Genomic DNA, 15,405 nt, shown 5'->3' with positions numbered 1-15,405 from the left:
ATGTCCGTCCTGTCCACCGGCACCAGCGCCCTCATCGCCTTCCAGCGCGCCCTGGCGACCGTGAGCCACAACGTCGCCAACATCAACACCGACGGCTACAGCCGGCAGCGGGTCGCATTCGCGACCACCACGCCGACCCAGTACGGCTCGGACTACATCGGCAACGGCACCAAGATCACCGACATCTCCCGCGTCGCCGACCAGTTGGCGACCTCGCGGCTGCTGGACAGCGGCGGAGAACTGTCGCGGCTGAAGCAGCTGTCGAGCCTGTCCGACCGCGTCGACGGGCTGTTCTCCGACAAGGCCACCAACATCTCCGGGCAGTGGTCGAATTTCTTCGACGCCACCACCGGCCTGTCGTCCAACGCCTCGGCCACCGCCACCCGGCAGAACGTGCTGGACAACGCCGTCTCGCTGGTGACCCGCTTCAAGCAGCTCAACGGGCAGATGGATTCGCTCGGCAACGAGGTCAACAACGGCCTGCTCTCTGCCACCACCGAAGCCAACCGCCTGGCCAGCGAGATCGCCAAGATCAACGGCCAGATCGGCGGCGACTCCAGCTCGGCCGCGCCGGACCTGCTCGACCGGCGCGATGCGCTGATCACCCAGCTGGTCGGCTACACCGGCGGCAACGCGATCCAGCAGGACGGCGGCGCGATCAACGTCTACACCTCCGGCGGCCAGGCGATGGTGGTCGGCACCACCGCCTCGACCCTGACCACGGTCACCGATCCCTACCAGCCCGGGCGCCTGCAGGTCGCGCTGAAGGCGCAAGGCACCACCATCACCCTGGGCGACAGCGCGCTGGGCGGGCAGATCGGCGGCCTGCTCGAGTTCCGCAGCAGCGTGCTGGACCCGACCAAGGCCGAACTGGGGCGCATCGCCACCGGCCTGGCAGTCACCTACAACCAGCAGCACAAGGCCGGCGTGGACCTGTACGGCAACCTGGGCAGCGACTTCTTCTCGCTGTCCGCGCCCAGCGTCAATTCCAATGCCGCCAACACCGGCAACGCCAGCTTCAGCGCCAGCGTCGGCGACCTGAGCAAGCTCGACGGGCAGAACCTGCTGCTGAAGTTCGACGGCAGCACCTGGACCGCCAGCCGCGCCGACACCGGCGCCAGCGTGGCCATGACCGGCACCGGCAGCAGCACCGATCCGTTCGTGGTCAACGGGGTGACGCTGCAGGTGTCCGGCAGCGCCGCCGCCGGCGACAAGTTCCTGCTGCAGCCCACCGCCAACGCGGTGACCGGCCTGGCGGTGGCGATCACCGACCCGTCGCGCATCGCCGCGGCCACGCCGGTCACCGGCAGCGCCGACCTGGACAACCTGGGCACCGGCAAGCTCAGCAACGTGCGCGCCACCAACGCGAGCAACGCCAATCTGCTGACGCCCTCCAGCATCGCCTTCATCGACGCCAACCAATACACCATCGACGGCGCCGGTCCGTTCGCCTATACCGCCGGGCAGACCATCAGCGCCAACGGCTGGAGCATGACCCTGGACGGCGCGCCGGTGGCCGGCGACACCTTCGCGGTCAAACCCACCGGCGCCGGCTCCAGCAACAACGGCAACGCGCTGACCCTGTCCAACCTGGACGATGCCAAGGCGTTCAACGGCGGCACCATCACCCTCAATGGCGCGGTGTCCGGACTCACCACCACGATCGGCTCGGCGGCGCGGCAGGCGAGCTACGCGGCCGACGCGCAGGACGTGATCCACACCAGCGCGCAGGACGCGCGCGATTCGGTCTCCGGCGTCAACCTGGACGAGGAAGCCTCGGACATGTTGCGCCTGCAGCAGGCCTACCAGGCCGCCTCGCAGTTGATCTCCACCGCCGACACGATGTTCCAGTCCATCCTGGGTGCGATCCGATGAGCAACCGTATTTCCACCGGCATGATGTTCAGCCAGTCGGTCAACAACATGCTAGGCAAGCAGGCCAAGATCTCGCATCTGGAACAGCAGCTGGCGACCGGCCAGCGCCTGGTCACCGCCGCCGACGACCCGGTCGCCTCCGGCACCGCGGTCAACCTGGACCGCGCTGTAGCGGAGCTGGAGCGTTTCGGCCAGAACGCCAACAACGTGCAGAACCGCCTGGGCCTGCAGGAGAACGCGCTGTCGCAGGCCGGCGACCTGATGGCGCGGGTCAACGAATTGACCGTGCAAGCCAACAGCTCGGCGTTGACCACCGACAACCGCAAGGCGATCGCCTCCGAACTCAAGTCCTTGCACGCCAGCCTGCTCAGCCTGTCCAACAGCACCGACGGCAGCGGCCGCTACCTGTTCGCCGGTGCCGCCGACGACAAGGCGCCGTTCGCGGTGGTCAACGGCAGCGTGGTCTACAGCGGCGACCAGACCCAGCGCAGCGTGGAGGTGGCGGCCGACACCCAGGTCGCCGATGCCCTGCCCGGCAGCGAGATCTTCATGCGCATCCGCACCGGCGACGGCACCGTCGATGCGCATGCGGCCAGCACCAACACCGGCACCGGGCTGCTGCTGGACTACAGCCGCGACTCCGGCGCCGGCGGCTGGAACGGCGGCAGCTACAGCGTCGCCTTCACCGCCACCGACGCCTACGAAGTGCGCGACGGCACCGGCACCGTGGTCACCACCGGCACCTATGCCGCCGGCGAGACGCTCAGCTTCGGCGGCCTGAAGATGCGCCTGGACGGCGCGCCGGCGGTCGGCGACAGCTTCCAGATCGGCGCCTCCACCAACAAGGACGTGTTCTCCACCATCACCGATCTGGTCAACGTGCTGAACTCGGACCCGCTCACCGCCACCGACAAGGCGGCGATGCAGAACACCTTGCAGTCGTCGATGCGCGACATCAGCCAGGCCTCGGCGAAGATGATCGATGCGCGCGCCGCCGGCGGCGCGCAGCTGGCCGCGCTCGACAGCGCCGCCGAACTGCGCGAATCCAACGAAGTGACGCTGAAGACCACCCTGTCCTCGCTGCGCGACCTGGACTACGCCGATGCGATCGGCCAGTACCAGCTGGAACAGGCCGCGCTCAAGTCGGCGCAGACCATCTTCACCCAGATGCAGTCGATGTCGCTGTTCAACATGATCCGCTGAATCCCGACTCCACTCTATAAGCGAAGGCCCGGAGCGCGGCGATGCCTCCGGGCTTTTGCCGTTATACCGAGTTCGTCATCGCTGCCGGGTCTTGGAAACGTCATCAACGGACCGCTAAAGTTTGGCAAAGCGCGGCCGAAACAAGCTCTTCGCCGCGCGTGCCACAGGCTCCCGGTTCGCCGCATCGCGATAATTTCCGCAGCGAATCGCTAAAGGTTGTTGACATCGCGCCGTTATTTATCTCAGCAGCGGCAACGGCCAATTGATGGCCCCCCTGCGGAGGCTCCAGGCACCGATGGGTTGCCGGATAAATCGCTTAGAGGAGATATCAAAATGGCACAGGTAATCAACACCAACGTAATGTCGCTGAACGCTCAGCGTAATCTCAACAGCACCAGCGCGAGCATGGCGACGACGATTCAGCGTCTGTCCTCCGGCCTGCGCATCAACAGCGCCAAGGACGACGCCGCCGGTCTGGCGATCTCCGAGCGCTTCACCACCCAGATCCGCGGCCTGGACGTCGCCTCGCGCAACGCCAACGACGGCATCTCGCTGGCGCAGACCGCTGAAGGCTCGATGGTTGAAATCGGCAACAACCTGCAGCGTATCCGCGAGCTGTCGGTGCAGTCGGCCAACGCCACCAACTCCGCCACCGACCGCGAGGCGCTGAACTCGGAAGTCAAGCAGCTGACCTCGGAAATCGACCGCGTCGCCAACCAGACCAGCTTCAACGGCACCAAGCTGCTGGACGGCTCGTTCTCCGGCGCGCTGTTCCAGGTCGGCGCCGATGCCGGCCAGACCATCGGCATCAACAGCATCGTCGACGCCAACGTCGATTCGCTGGGCAAGGCCGGTTTCGCCGCCACCCAGACCGGCTCGGCTGCCCTGGCTTCCGGCACCGCGACCGCCAGCGGCAGCTTCTCCGGCATGTCGGTCAACGGCGCCAGCATCGCCTCGGTCGCCGTCGCCGTCGGCGACACCGGCAGCGACATCTCCAAGAAGATCGCCGCCGCGATCAACGACAAGCTGGACCAGACCGGCGTCTATGCCTCGGTCGACAGCACCACCGGCGCACTGAAGCTGGAATCGCTGAAGGCCGGCAAGGACTTCTCCTTCACCGCAGGCTCGGCCACCGGCGCCACCGGCGTCACCTTCAGCAGCGCAGGCATCGCCACCTCGGCCACCGCCGTCGCCGGCACCACCAGCACCCTGGAGGACCTGGACATCTCCACCTTCTCCGGTGCGCAGAAGGCCCTGGAAATCGTCGACAAGGCGCTGACCGCGGTCAACTCCTCGCGCGCCGACATGGGTGCGGTGCAGAACCGCTTCACCTCCACCATCGCCAACCTGAGCTCCACCTCGGAGAACCTGTCGGCCTCGCGTAGCCGCATCCGCGACACCGACTACGCCAAGGAAACCGCCGAACTGACCCGCACGCAGATCCTGCAGCAGGCCGGTACCGCGATGCTGGCGCAGGCCAAGTCGGTCCCGCAGAACGTGCTGAGCCTGCTGCAGTAACAGCCCGCTCGACACCGGCAAGACCAAAAGCCCCTCCGCAAGGAGGGGCTTTTTTGCGTCTGGCCGCCCGCAGGCACAGGATTTGCATGACCTCCCGGGCATCGCCGACGCGTGCGCGGCCTCAAGAACTGTCGTCCGCCGCCGATACCCCTATCTACCGCTGGCCTCCGTGCCCGCTATCGTAAGGAAGCCCACCCATGGCTACTTCATCGCTGTCTTCCGTCGGTTCCGGCATGGACGTCGCCGCAGTCGTCAAAACCTTGGTCGCCGCCCAGCGCGCACCGCAGGAAAACCGGATCAACGCCGACGGCACCGCGTCCAGCGCCCAACTTTCGGCGCTGAGCACGATCAAGGGGGCGCTGTCCAACCTGCAGACCGCAATGAACGCGATCGCCAAGAGCGCCGACAAGAGCGCGGTCAAGGCCACCGTCGCCGACGGCGCCGGCTATACCGCCAGCGTCACCGAGAGCGCCACCGCCGGCAACTACAGCGTGGAAGTGGTGAAGCTGGCCGAACGGCAGAAGCTGACCTCGGCCGCCTATGCCGACGACGCGGTGGTCGGCGACGGCACCTTGACGATCGGCTATGGCGACAAGACGCTGAACGTCACCGTTGCCGAAAACAGCAAGCTCAGCGACATCGCCGCCGCGATCAACAAGGCAGCCGGCGGTAGCGGCGTGACCGCCAGCGTGGTCAGCGCCGACGATGGCGACCACCTGGTGCTCAACGCGGTCGATTCCGGCACCAAGGGCGCGCTGACCATCACCAGTGCCGGCGGCAACGGCGGACTCGCCGCGCTGACCTACAGCAGCGGCAGCAGCGGCGGCCTGACCCAGACCGTGGCCGCGGCCGATGCGGTCGTGCGCGTGGACGGCTTCGAGCGCACTTCCAGCAGCAATGCGATCGCCGACCTCGTGCCCGGCGTCACCTTGAACCTGACCAAGGCCGCGGAAGGCACCAAGTACAGCCTGAGCATCGCCAACGACAGCAGCAGCCTGAAGGCGAACCTCACCGCGTTCGTGACCGCCTACAACACCGCCAACACCTTGCTGAAGTCCTCCAGCGCCTACGACGCAACCAACAAGAAGGCCTCGGCGCTGACCGGCGACTCGATGGTGCGCGGGCTGCAGCAGTCGCTGCGCAAGCAGGTCAGCGACAACACCGTGGATCTAAAGGCGATGGGAGTGACCATCGACAAGAACGGGACGATGAGCTTCGACAGCGCCAAGTTCGACAGCGCCATCGCCAGCGACCCGGCCTCGGCCAAGGCGATGTTCGGCACCGACGGTAGCTTCACCGCCGGTGTGACCACGCTGCTGAACAGCAATCTCGACGTCACCAGCGGCACCATCACCCAGCGCACCGCCACGCTCAACAAGCACATCACCGACCTGACCGACCAGCTCAGCGACCTGGACAAGCGGATGGACACGCTGACCACCAACTACACCGCCAGGTTCACCGCGATGGACACCATCGTCGCGAAGATGCAGACGATCAGCCAAAGCCTCTCCCAGCAGTTCTCTTCGTAGCGGCAACGGCATCGGAATGAAAGACGCTGCCGGCGCTCAAGTCCGACCGGGCAGCGGCCGATATCTTTAGCATCGACAGTCATTCCGGACTGGCAGCACGTACCGCCGCCGCGGCGCCTTCGCCGTCCGGCGCGGCAGCGCGGCACCAGGCCACCCGAGGGAGTTTTCCATGCACGGTTCCAGTCGCCAATACGCCGAGCAATACCGCAAGATGAGCGTGTCCACCAGCATCACCGATGCCGATCCGCACAAGCTGGTGGCGCTGCTGTTCGCCGGCGCGTGCCAGCGCATCCGCCAGGCCCAGGCTTGCCTGGCGCAGGGCGACCAGGCGCGCAAGGGCAAGGCGATAGGCGAGGCCTGCGCCATCGTCGGCCACCTCAACGGCTCGCTGGACCACGAAGCTGGCGGCGAGATCGCCAACAATCTCTCGGCGCTGTACGACTACGTGATGCACCGGCTCACCGAAGCCAACCTGCACAACGACGACAGCGCGCTGGTCGAATCGCTGGAACTGCTCAGCGAGATCGATGCGGCGTGGAACGCCATTCCCGTCCAGCAACGCGAACTCGCCGCGGTCGCCGCCGTATGATCGCGGTCAGCATCGAAGCGCTGCACGCCGAACTGCAGCAGTTGCAGCTGGTGCTGCAGGGCGACGACCACGCGCTGGCCGAGCGCATGGTCGCCGAGCACGACCAGCACCTGCGCGAATACCTGCAGCAGGCCGGCAATGACGTCTCGCGCGAAGGCATCGGCTCGCTGCTGAAACTGCAGCAAGCGGTGATCGCGCAGATGCTGCAGGCGCGCGACGAGGCCGGCAACTGGCTGCGCGCCAACCGCCTGTCCAACAATGCCGCGCGCGCCTATTCGCAGGCCGGATCGCTGAGATGAACAGCGCGTCCGACGGCGCCGTACACCACCCTGCCGAAGCCGAGCTGTTCCACGACACCCTCAGCTGCGAACTGGCGTTGCCGGCCGACTTCAAGCTGGGCAACGGCATCGGCCGCTTCGGCGCCGGCGAAGCCCTGCTGCGCGGCCTGGCCCAGGTCGAAGACCTGCGCAGCGAGGACGGCGGCGAAGAGCGCAGCGACCAGCCGCTGCAACTGCAGCGCATGGACGCCAAGCTCGACCTGATGCTGGTGCTGCTCGGCCGCCTGGCCCGGCAGCACGAGGAAGGCCTGCCGCTGCGCCCCGTGCGCTGGTCGCGCCGCGGCCTGAGATTGGAACTGGGATCGCGCTCGGGCGCGCTGCCGGGCGCGGCCGGCTTGCTGCGCCTGCAGCCCTCGGACTGGCTCCCTGATCACCTGGAACTGCCGGTCCAGGTACTGGCCGAAGCCGCCGCTGGCGGTGGTTTCTATCTCTGGCTACGATTCGAGACACAGCCGCCAGGCCTGGAAGAGGCCCTGGAACGGCACCTGTTCCGCCTGCACCGGCGGCAGATCGCCGACAGCCGGCGCGCGCGCTGAATCGCCCGCGGCCGCCCCGCCGCGGAACCGCGTGGTTGGCGGCGACGGCGCGCTCGGCTAAGGTGCGGTACTAGAGTAGAGAGATCTTCCCACTGTGCGAGTCATCATCGTCGACGATCACACCCTGGTCCGTGCCGGCCTGAGCCGGCTGTTGCAGACGTTCGCGGACATCGACGTGATCGCCGAGGCGAGCAACGCACAGGAAGCGGTGGACCTGGCCAGCCTGCACCGCCCCGATCTGGTGCTGATGGACCTGTCGCTGCCCGGGCGCAGTGGCCTGGACGCCCTGACCGACGTGCTGCACACCTCGCCCAAGACCCGCGTGGTGATGATGTCGATGCACGACGACCCGGTGCATGTGCGCGACGCGCTGGACCGCGGCGCCACCGGCTTCGTGGTCAAGGATGCGGCGCCGCTGGAACTGGAACTGGCGCTGCGCGCAGCCAGCCTCAACCAGGTGTTCCTGAGCCCGCAGATCTCGTCGAAGATGATCGCGCCGATGCTGGGCCGCGAACGCCCGGTCGGCGTCGCCGCGCTGTCGCCGCGGCAGCGCGAGATCCTGCGCCAGATCGGCCGCGGCCAGAGCAACAAGGAAATCGCCTCGGACCTGGGGATCAGCGTCAAGACGGTGGAGACCCACCGCGCACGAATGATGGAATCGCTGGGCTGCCGTCGCGCCAACGATCTGGTCCTGCTGGCCGCGCGCCACCAGAACGAACTGATCTGAGCGCAGCCGGGAACGGGTTCCCGACGCACCGCACTGGCATGCGGCTTGCCTTAACCGCTCAGCTGCCGCCGTGAAACCGTCGAAGCCCGCCAGCGTTGACTCTGCAGCGCCGATCGACCGGCGCCCCCTACGCCGATGTAGGGATTTTCCCCACATGCTGTCGGGAATTTGACTACCCCGCTCAGGAACGCCCTGATTCTGTTACCGTCAGGTGGCAAGCACTATGCATTCCACGGGCGCCAGAGGGTTGGCGCCAAACCGAGGAAGTTCGCATGAAGCCGACCGTCTCCGCCCAGCTTGGCCAGCAACTCCACCTGACCCCGCAATTGCTGCAGTCGATCCGGCTGCTGCAACTGGACGGGATGCAATTGGAAATGGAAATCCGGCGCGCGCTGGAAACCAATCCGTTGCTGGAACTGGAAGAGCCGGAAGGCGTGCTCGAGCCGGTGGTAAACCACGACGACACACTGGAAACCGCCGCGTTCGACGAGTTGCCCGAATCCTCGATGTGGGACATCTCCGCCGCCGGCTGGAGCGAGGGCGAAGACGACCGCATGCAACGCATCGCCGCCGGCGAGTCCACCGATCCGCAGCTGCGCGTGCTGCAGCGCCTGGCGCTGGAACTGGACGAGCGCGACCTGGAAGTGGCCGCGTTCTGGCTGGAGCACAGCGACGATGCCGGCTACCTCGACGGCGCGCTGGACACGCTGACCCTGCTCGCCTGCGCGCGCTTCGACCGCTCCGCCGCGCAGGTGGAAGCGATCCGCCAGCGGCTGCTGCACGGCGACCCCGCCGGCTTGGCCGCCTGCGACCTGCGCGAATGCCTGAGCGTGCAGCTGGCCGCCCTGCCCGGCCGCGTCGCCGGCCGCCATCTGGCCGCACGCGTCCTTGCCGGCGATCTGAACCTGCTCGCCAGCCACGATTACCCGCTGCTGGCGCGCCTTCTGGACGCCGAAGCCGACGACGTGCGCGAAGCGGTGCGGCTGATCCTGTCGCTGCAGCCGCGCCCCGGCGACAGCCTGCTGCCGGAGAACCTGGGCCACGTGATCCCGGACGTGGTCGCCTGGCACAGCGACGGCACCTGGCGGGTGGCACTGAACCCGGCCACCACCCACCGCGTCACCGTCAATCCGATGCACGAGCGCGCCCTGGCCGAGGCCGGCGAGGCGGCGGCGCCGTTGCGCGAGATGCTGCAGGAGGCGCGTTGGCTGACCCGCGGCCTGTCGATGCGCTACGAGACCCTGCTGCGCACCACCCGCACCATCGTCGAACGCCAGGCCGCGTTCCTGGTCAGGGGCGAGGAAGCGATGGCGCCGCTGACCCTGAAGGAAGTGGCCGACGCGATCGGCATGCACGAATCCACCGTGTCGCGCATCACCACCGGCAAGTACCTGCAGACGCCGCGTGGTACCTTCGAACTGAAGCATTTCTTCGCCGTACGCCTGGAAGGCGCCGCGGTTTCGGGACAGGCGGTGCGCGCGATGGTGCGGCGCCTGATCGAATCCGAGCCGTCCGGGCGGCCGCTGGCCGACGAGGCGATCGCCGGCCTGCTGTCGCGCCAGGGCGTGAACGTGGCCAGGCGCACCGTGGCCAAGTACCGTGAACAACTGGATATCGCCCCCGCCCGCGAACGCCGTCGCGCCAAACCGCTGCTGGCCCGCGCGGGCTAAGGAAACAATGCACATGAACAAATTGTCCGTGCTTCTGGTCGACGACCACGAAGGTTTCATCAACGCCGCGATGCGCCACTTCCGCAAGCTGGACTGGATGGAAGTGATCGGCAGCGCCGCCAACGGCCTGGAGGCGATCGAACGCTCCGAGTCGCTGCGCCCGCAGGTGGTGCTGATGGATCTGGCCATGCCCGAAATGGGCGGCCTGCAGGCCACGCGCCTGATCAAGACCCAGGACCAGGCCCCGTACATCGTGATCGCCAGCCATTTCGACGATGCCGAGCACCGCGAGCACGCCATGCGCGCCGGTGCCGACAACTTCGTCAGCAAGCTGTCCTATATCCAGGAAGTGATGCCGATCCTGGAGGGCTTACGCACAGAGGGAGTACCGGCATGAGCGAATCGCGCATCCTGGTGATCGATGACGACGCGGTCCGCGCCGAACGCACGGTAAGCCTGCTCGAATTCATGGACCTCAACCCGCGTTGGGTGACCGACGTGGCCGACGTCAATCCCGGCCGTCACCGGCAGACCGAGTGGATGGCGATCCTGGTCGGCGGACTCGACGACCAAGCCCAGGCCGACGCGTTCTTCGGCTGGGTCGCGCGCAGTCCGCTGCCGCCACCGGTGCTGCTGCTCCACGGCGAGGCGCAGGCGTTCGCGCAGCGCCACGGCCTGCACGAGGCCAACGTATGGCAGCTGGAAGCGCCGCTGCGCCATGCGCAGCTGGAAACCCTGCTGCGCCGCGCCAGCCTCAAGCGCCTGGACGCCGAGCACCAGGCCGGCGCGGTGCAGGACAGCGGCCCGACCGGCAACAGCGCCGCGGTGGTACGGCTGCGGCGGCTGATCGACCAGGTCGCCGCGTTCGACACCACCGTGCTGGTGCTGGGCGAATCCGGGACCGGCAAGGAAGTGGTCGCACGCGCGATCCACCAGCAATCGCCACGCCGCGATGGCCCGTTCGTGGCGATCAACTGCGGCGCGATTCCGCCGGATCTGCTGGAAAGCGAACTGTTCGGCCATGAGAAAGGCTCCTTCACCGGCGCGCTGTCGGCGCGCAAGGGCCGCTTCGAGATGGCCGAGGGCGGCACCCTGCTGCTCGACGAGATCGGCGACATGAGCCTGCCGATGCAGGTCAAGCTGCTGCGCGTGCTGCAGGAGCGCAGCTTCGAGCGGGTCGGCGGCAACGTCACCATCCGCTGCAACGTGCGCGTGATCGCCGCCACCCACCGCAACCTGGAAGAGCGCATCGCCGGCAACCAGTTCCGCGAGGACCTGTTCTACCGGCTCAACGTGTTCCCGATCGAGATGCCGGCGCTGCGCGAGCGCAGCGACGACCTGCCGGCGCTGGTCAACACCATCGCCGCGCAGCTGGCGCGCACCGGACGCGGCGAAGTGCGCTTCTCCGAAGAAGCCCTGCAGGCGCTGCGCGGCTACGACTGGCCGGGCAACGTGCGCGAGCTGACCAACCTGGTCGAACGCCTGGCGGTGCTGCATCCCAGCGGACTGGTGCGGGTGCAGGACCTGCCGGCGCGCTACCGCGGCGACTTCGCCTCCTCGATCGACGTGTCGGCGCCGCTGGCGCCGATCGCCACGCCCGATCCGCGCCGCGTGCCCAACGTGGTCGACCTGCATGTCGGTCCCAAGGCGTTCGCCGATCCGTCCGAAGCGGCCGCGCAGACCGCGTCGACGCTGCCGGAAAGCGGCCTGGACCTGCGCGGGCACATGGCCAACATCGAGTTGGCGCTGATCAACGAAGCGCTGGAGCGCACCCAGGGCGTGGTCGCGCATGCGGCGCAGCTGCTGGGCCTGCGTCGCACCACGCTGGTGGAGAAACTGCGCAAGTACGGCATCGACCGCGACCAGACCGAACTTGCCGGCTGAGCGCGCGTTCGCGATCCGCGTCGTCGCGCGCTTGCTGCGCTACGGAACGACCGCGGCTAGAAACTGAAGTACCCTCCCCTCTACGCATCGCATGCTTTCCGGACGCGCGTCCGGCCGGCCCGATGCGGCTGTGTCGCGAACGATGGGGATCGTCGCGCGCTTCCCGCAGGCGAACGCGGAAGCAGTGGACACGTCTGTTGGCATATGGCTTGCTTTCAGAACAGAACCCCGTCGCAACGATCCGCGCCGCGGATTCTCACACGCACCCACGCAGGCCACCATGCCCATTCCCGTCACCAGTCCGCTGCTGCCTCCCCTGGACGAGTTCGTGCCGTACCTGGAGAAGATCTGGAGCAGCCGCATCCTGACCAACGGCGGCGACATGCACCGGGCGCTGGAAAAGGCGCTGGCGGAGTACCTGGGCGTGGGACACCTGGCCTTGCTGACCAACGGCACGCTGGCCCTGCTCACCGCGCTGCAGGCGCTGCGCGTCACCGGCGAGGTGATCACCACGCCCTACTCGTTCGTGGCCACCGCGCATTCGCTGCTTTGGAAAGGGATCAAGCCGGTGTTCGTGGACATCGACCCGGTCACGCTGAACCTGGATCCGCAGAAGATCGAGGCCGCGATCACCCCGCAGACCACCGCGATCATGCCGGTCCACTGCTACGGCACGCCGTGCGACACCGCCGCGATCGAGCGCATCGCCGACACCTACAACCTCAAGGTCATCTACGACGCCGCGCACGCCTTCGGGGTCAAGGACGACGGCGGCTCGATCCTGCGCCACGGCGACCTCAGCGTGCTCAGCTTCCACGCCACCAAGGTGTTCAACACCTTCGAAGGCGGCGCCATCGTCTGCCCCGACGCAAAGACCTACCAGCGCATCAGCCGGCTGAAGAACTTCGGCTTCGTCGACGAGACCACGGTGGTGGCCACCGGCATCAACGGCAAGATGAGCGAGGTGAACGCCGCCTTCGGCCTGCTGCAACTGCAGCACATCGATCGTGCGCTGGCGCAACGCCGCGAGATCGACGCCGACTACCGGCGGCGCCTGGCGCAGGTCCCCGGCGTGCGTTGCCTGGCGCCGCGCTCGCCGGAACTGGCCAACTACGCCTCGTTCCCGATCCTGATCGAGGACGACTTCCCGCTGAGCCGCGACGGCCTGCATCAGCTGATGCGCGAGCACGAGATCCTGGTGCGCCGCTACTTCTATCCGCTGATCAGCGATTTCCCGATGTACCGCGGCCTGCCCTCGGCCGCGCCGGCCGGGCTTCCGGTGGCGCGGCAGGCATCCGAGCGGGTGCTGTGCCTGCCGATCTATCCCGGCCTGAGCGCCGGCGACGTGGAAACCATCGCCAACCTGATCGCCGGCGCTACTGTGCCAGCCGCTGCAAAAAGCGGTCGCCCTCCGGCGACTGTTCCCTCCTCCGCCCACCCTGTGGAACAAGAATGAGCCAAGCAACGTTTATCGAGAATTTCCTGTCGGCGACCGATTTCCAGACGCCGGTCGAGGTGACAACGGACACCGTGCTGCGCGAGCTTCCCGAATGGGATTCGCTCGCCGCGCTCGGCGTGATCGTGATGTTCGACATGGAATACGGCAAGACCATCACCGGCGAGCACCTGGCCGCCGCTGTCACCGTGGGCGACCTCTACCAGCTGACCGAGGCGTAGCATGCCGACTTCCACGCTGCACAACGTGCGCTTTGCCGGCATGGCGACCTGCGTGCCCAAGCGCATCGTCTCCAACCTGACCGATTGCCGGCCGCAGATCCGTTCCGAGCGCGAGCGGCTGGTGCGCAACATCGGCATCGAGACCCGGCGCATGGCGCAGGAGTGGCAGTGTTTTTCCGACCTGGCGTTCGATGCGGCGCAGGTATTGATCGAACGGCTGCAATGGCAGCGCGAGGAAATCGATGCGCTGATCGTGGTCACCCAGTCGCCGGACTATCCGATCCCCGCGACCGCGATCATCCTGCAGGACCGGCTGGGCCTGTCGCATGCCACCGTCGCCTTCGACGTCAACCTGGGCTGCTCGGCCTATCCGTTCGGCATCAACCTGCTGGGCTCGATGATCGCCGCCGGCGGAGTCAAGAAAGGCCTGCTGCTGGTGGGCGACCGCAGCGCCAACCTGGAGGACCCGATCTTCTCCGATTCCGGCACCGCCACCGCGCTGGAATTCAGCGCCGACGCCGCGCCGATGTATTTCGACCTCAACAGCGACGGCAGCGGCTACAAGGCGATCATCCTGCCGGTGGGCGGCCAGCGCGAGCCGGTCGGCATCCAGCACCTGATGCCGTTCCGCGCCGACGAGAACGATGCCTGGCACCGCGGCATAGACCTGCAGTTGGACGGCGTGGCAGTGCTGAGCTTCTCCACCCAGCGCGTGCCGCCAGCGGTGCAGAAACTGCTCGACTACACAGGCGTGTCCAAGGACGAGATCGACTATTTCGTGTTCCACCAGGCCAACCGGATGATCAACGAAACCATCCGCAAGAAGCTCGGCCTGCCGGTGGAAAAAGTGCCTTCGACCCTGCGCGACTTCGGCAACACCAGCGGCGCCTCGCTGCCGGTGACCATGACCGCACGCATCAACAAGGAACTGGAATCGGGCCGCAAGCGCGTGCTGCTGTGCGGTTTCGGCATCGGCTTGTCGTGGGGTACCTGCCTGATTGATATCGAAGGCGCGGTGTTTCCTGATCTGATCGAGTCGTGACCGTGACCGCCACCATCTCCACCGAGGCCTTCGACCTGACCGGCAAGGTCGTGCTGGTGACCGGAGCGTCCTCGGGCATCGGCGCCGCCACCGCCACGCTTTGCGCCCGACTGGGCGCCAGGCTGGTGCTCAATGGACGCGACCCGGAGCGACTGCAAACGGTGTCCGCCGCGCTGGACGGCAGCGGTCACAGCGTGGTGGCAGGCGATCTGAGCGAGGCGCCGACCCGCCAGCGATTGCTCGATGCCGCCGACGGCTACGATGGCCTGGTCTCCTGTGCCGGCGTGGCAGCGCTGGTGCCGTTCCGAATGGCTGCCGAGAAACACCTGCAGCAGATGCTGGCGATCAATTACCTGGCACCGATCACGCTGACCCAGCAACTGCTGTACAAGCGACGGCTGCGCCAGGGCGCCTCGCTGGTGTTCGTTTCGGCGCTGGCGGCCCGTGCGGCGCCGCAGGCGGCCACCGGCTACGCCGCCGCCAAGGCCGCCCTGGAGGCGGCCGTGCGCACACTGGCACTGGAGCACGGCAGGCAAGGCATCCGCGCCAACTGCATCGCCCCAGGTTATGTCGACACGCCGATGCTCGATGGGTTGCGGCAGGCCGCCAACATGGACACCAATATCGGCCTGACCCCGCTTGGACTCATCGCAGCGGAAGACGTCGCGCAGGCTGCCGTCTACCTGCTGTCCGCCGCGAGCCGTTGGGTCACGCGCAGCACCATGACCATCGACGGCGGACTCTCACTGATGATGCGCCTATGACTGCGGAGACCGACATGACAGCTAGCCACGCCACCGGCACGCTGCTGCGCG

The 15,405-nt window shown here is 67.3% G+C and carries 15 protein-coding genes; all 15 read left to right on the top strand.

All coding sequences use genetic code 11. The annotated features are described in order from the left end of the window. Positions 1-1,875, top strand: coding sequence for a flagellar hook-associated protein FlgK (gene flgK, locus HEP75_RS11865; protein ID WP_185823669.1), 1,875 nt, complete (start codon positions 1-3; stop codon positions 1,873-1,875). Continuing rightward, on the top strand, positions 1,872-3,077 hold the full coding sequence (gene flgL, locus HEP75_RS11860) for a flagellar hook-associated protein FlgL (RefSeq protein ID WP_185823668.1): 1,206 nt from the start codon (positions 1,872-1,874) through the stop codon (positions 3,075-3,077). The genes flgK and flgL overlap by 4 nt, the downstream gene beginning before the upstream one ends. A gap of 333 nt (positions 3,078-3,410) precedes the next feature. Beyond that, positions 3,411-4,595: a flagellin gene (locus HEP75_RS11855; RefSeq protein ID WP_185820143.1), complete on the top strand. Its 1,185-nt coding sequence runs from the start codon at positions 3,411-3,413 to the stop codon at positions 4,593-4,595. Between the two features lie 197 nt (positions 4,596-4,792). Further along, a complete protein-coding gene (gene fliD / locus HEP75_RS11850; protein ID WP_185812900.1) occupies positions 4,793-6,127 on the top strand; it encodes a flagellar filament capping protein FliD in 1,335 nt (444 codons plus the stop codon). 169 nt (positions 6,128-6,296) lie between these two features. Continuing rightward, entirely contained in the window at positions 6,297-6,716 is a 420-nt protein-coding gene (fliS, locus tag HEP75_RS11845; RefSeq protein ID WP_185812901.1) for a flagellar export chaperone FliS, read from the top strand. Next, the gene (locus tag HEP75_RS11840; RefSeq protein WP_185823667.1) at positions 6,713-7,015 is read left to right on the top strand and encodes a hypothetical protein; all 303 of its coding nucleotides are present in this window, start codon (positions 6,713-6,715) and stop codon (positions 7,013-7,015) included. Before fliS ends, HEP75_RS11840 begins: the two co-directional genes overlap by 4 nt. Next, positions 7,012-7,590, top strand: a complete 579-nt coding sequence (locus HEP75_RS11835) for a PilZ domain-containing protein (RefSeq protein WP_185812903.1) — start codon at positions 7,012-7,014, stop codon at positions 7,588-7,590. Before HEP75_RS11840 ends, HEP75_RS11835 begins: the two co-directional genes overlap by 4 nt. 94 nt (positions 7,591-7,684) lie before the next feature. Continuing rightward, entirely contained in the window at positions 7,685-8,317 is a 633-nt protein-coding gene (locus HEP75_RS11830; RefSeq protein WP_185812904.1) for a response regulator transcription factor, read from the top strand. 272 nt (positions 8,318-8,589) lie between these two features. Continuing rightward, positions 8,590-9,987, top strand: coding sequence for an RNA polymerase factor sigma-54 (gene rpoN, locus HEP75_RS11825; RefSeq protein ID WP_185823666.1), 1,398 nt, complete (start codon positions 8,590-8,592; stop codon positions 9,985-9,987). A gap of 13 nt (positions 9,988-10,000) precedes the next feature. Next, a complete protein-coding gene (locus tag HEP75_RS11820) occupies positions 10,001-10,384 on the top strand; it encodes a response regulator transcription factor (protein WP_010341669.1) in 384 nt (127 codons plus the stop codon). Continuing rightward, positions 10,381-11,871 carry a sigma-54 dependent transcriptional regulator gene (locus HEP75_RS11815; RefSeq protein WP_185820147.1) on the top strand — a complete coding sequence of 497 codons (1,491 nt, stop codon included), beginning with the start codon at positions 10,381-10,383 and terminating at the stop codon, positions 11,869-11,871. Before HEP75_RS11820 ends, HEP75_RS11815 begins: the two co-directional genes overlap by 4 nt. A 280-nt stretch (positions 11,872-12,151) precedes the next feature. Beyond that, complete coding sequence (locus HEP75_RS11810) at positions 12,152-13,327, top strand: DegT/DnrJ/EryC1/StrS family aminotransferase (RefSeq protein WP_185823665.1); 1,176 nt, start codon at positions 12,152-12,154, stop codon at positions 13,325-13,327. Next, positions 13,324-13,548: an acyl carrier protein gene (locus tag HEP75_RS11805; RefSeq protein WP_003466862.1), complete on the top strand. Its 225-nt coding sequence runs from the start codon at positions 13,324-13,326 to the stop codon at positions 13,546-13,548. The genes HEP75_RS11810 and HEP75_RS11805 overlap by 4 nt, the downstream gene beginning before the upstream one ends. 1 nt (position 13,549) lies before the next feature. Then, positions 13,550-14,590 (top strand): ketoacyl-ACP synthase III, encoded by a 1,041-nt coding sequence (locus tag HEP75_RS11800; protein ID WP_185823664.1) that lies wholly within the window; start codon positions 13,550-13,552, stop codon positions 14,588-14,590. After that, on the top strand, positions 14,587-15,354 hold the full coding sequence (locus HEP75_RS11795) for an SDR family oxidoreductase (protein ID WP_255423837.1): 768 nt from the start codon (positions 14,587-14,589) through the stop codon (positions 15,352-15,354). Before HEP75_RS11800 ends, HEP75_RS11795 begins: the two co-directional genes overlap by 4 nt. Positions 15,355-15,405 lie beyond the last annotated feature (51 nt).

It is taken from the genome of Xanthomonas sp. SI (genome assembly GCF_014236855.1).
In the GTDB taxonomy this organism is placed as follows: Bacteria; Pseudomonadota; Gammaproteobacteria; order Xanthomonadales; family Xanthomonadaceae; genus Xanthomonas_A.
Note: the sequence above shows the minus strand (reverse complement) of the source record. Positions and strands in the feature narration are given on the sequence as shown.

What these genes read in the sequence shown, in the direction of transcription:
- flgK (WP_185823669.1), top strand. Translation starts at nt 1, where the DNA reads ATGTCCGTCCTGTCCACCGGCACCAGCGCCCTCATCGCCTTCCAGCGC.
- HEP75_RS11835 (WP_185812903.1), top strand. Translation starts at nt 7,012, where the DNA reads ATGAACAGCGCGTCCGACGGCGCCGTACACCACCCTGCCGAAGCCGAG.
- HEP75_RS11840 (WP_185823667.1), top strand. Translation starts at nt 6,713, where the DNA reads ATGATCGCGGTCAGCATCGAAGCGCTGCACGCCGAACTGCAGCAGTTG.
- HEP75_RS11805 (WP_003466862.1), top strand. Translation starts at nt 13,324, where the DNA reads ATGAGCCAAGCAACGTTTATCGAGAATTTCCTGTCGGCGACCGATTTC.
- HEP75_RS11820 (WP_010341669.1), top strand. Translation starts at nt 10,001, where the DNA reads ATGAACAAATTGTCCGTGCTTCTGGTCGACGACCACGAAGGTTTCATC.
- rpoN (WP_185823666.1), top strand. Translation starts at nt 8,590, where the DNA reads ATGAAGCCGACCGTCTCCGCCCAGCTTGGCCAGCAACTCCACCTGACC.
- HEP75_RS11810 (WP_185823665.1), top strand. Translation starts at nt 12,152, where the DNA reads ATGCCCATTCCCGTCACCAGTCCGCTGCTGCCTCCCCTGGACGAGTTC.
- HEP75_RS11800 (WP_185823664.1), top strand. Translation starts at nt 13,550, where the DNA reads ATGCCGACTTCCACGCTGCACAACGTGCGCTTTGCCGGCATGGCGACC.
- fliD (WP_185812900.1), top strand. Translation starts at nt 4,793, where the DNA reads ATGGCTACTTCATCGCTGTCTTCCGTCGGTTCCGGCATGGACGTCGCC.
- fliS (WP_185812901.1), top strand. Translation starts at nt 6,297, where the DNA reads ATGCACGGTTCCAGTCGCCAATACGCCGAGCAATACCGCAAGATGAGC.
- HEP75_RS11815 (WP_185820147.1), top strand. Translation starts at nt 10,381, where the DNA reads ATGAGCGAATCGCGCATCCTGGTGATCGATGACGACGCGGTCCGCGCC.
- HEP75_RS11855 (WP_185820143.1), top strand. Translation starts at nt 3,411, where the DNA reads ATGGCACAGGTAATCAACACCAACGTAATGTCGCTGAACGCTCAGCGT.
- flgL (WP_185823668.1), top strand. Translation starts at nt 1,872, where the DNA reads ATGAGCAACCGTATTTCCACCGGCATGATGTTCAGCCAGTCGGTCAAC.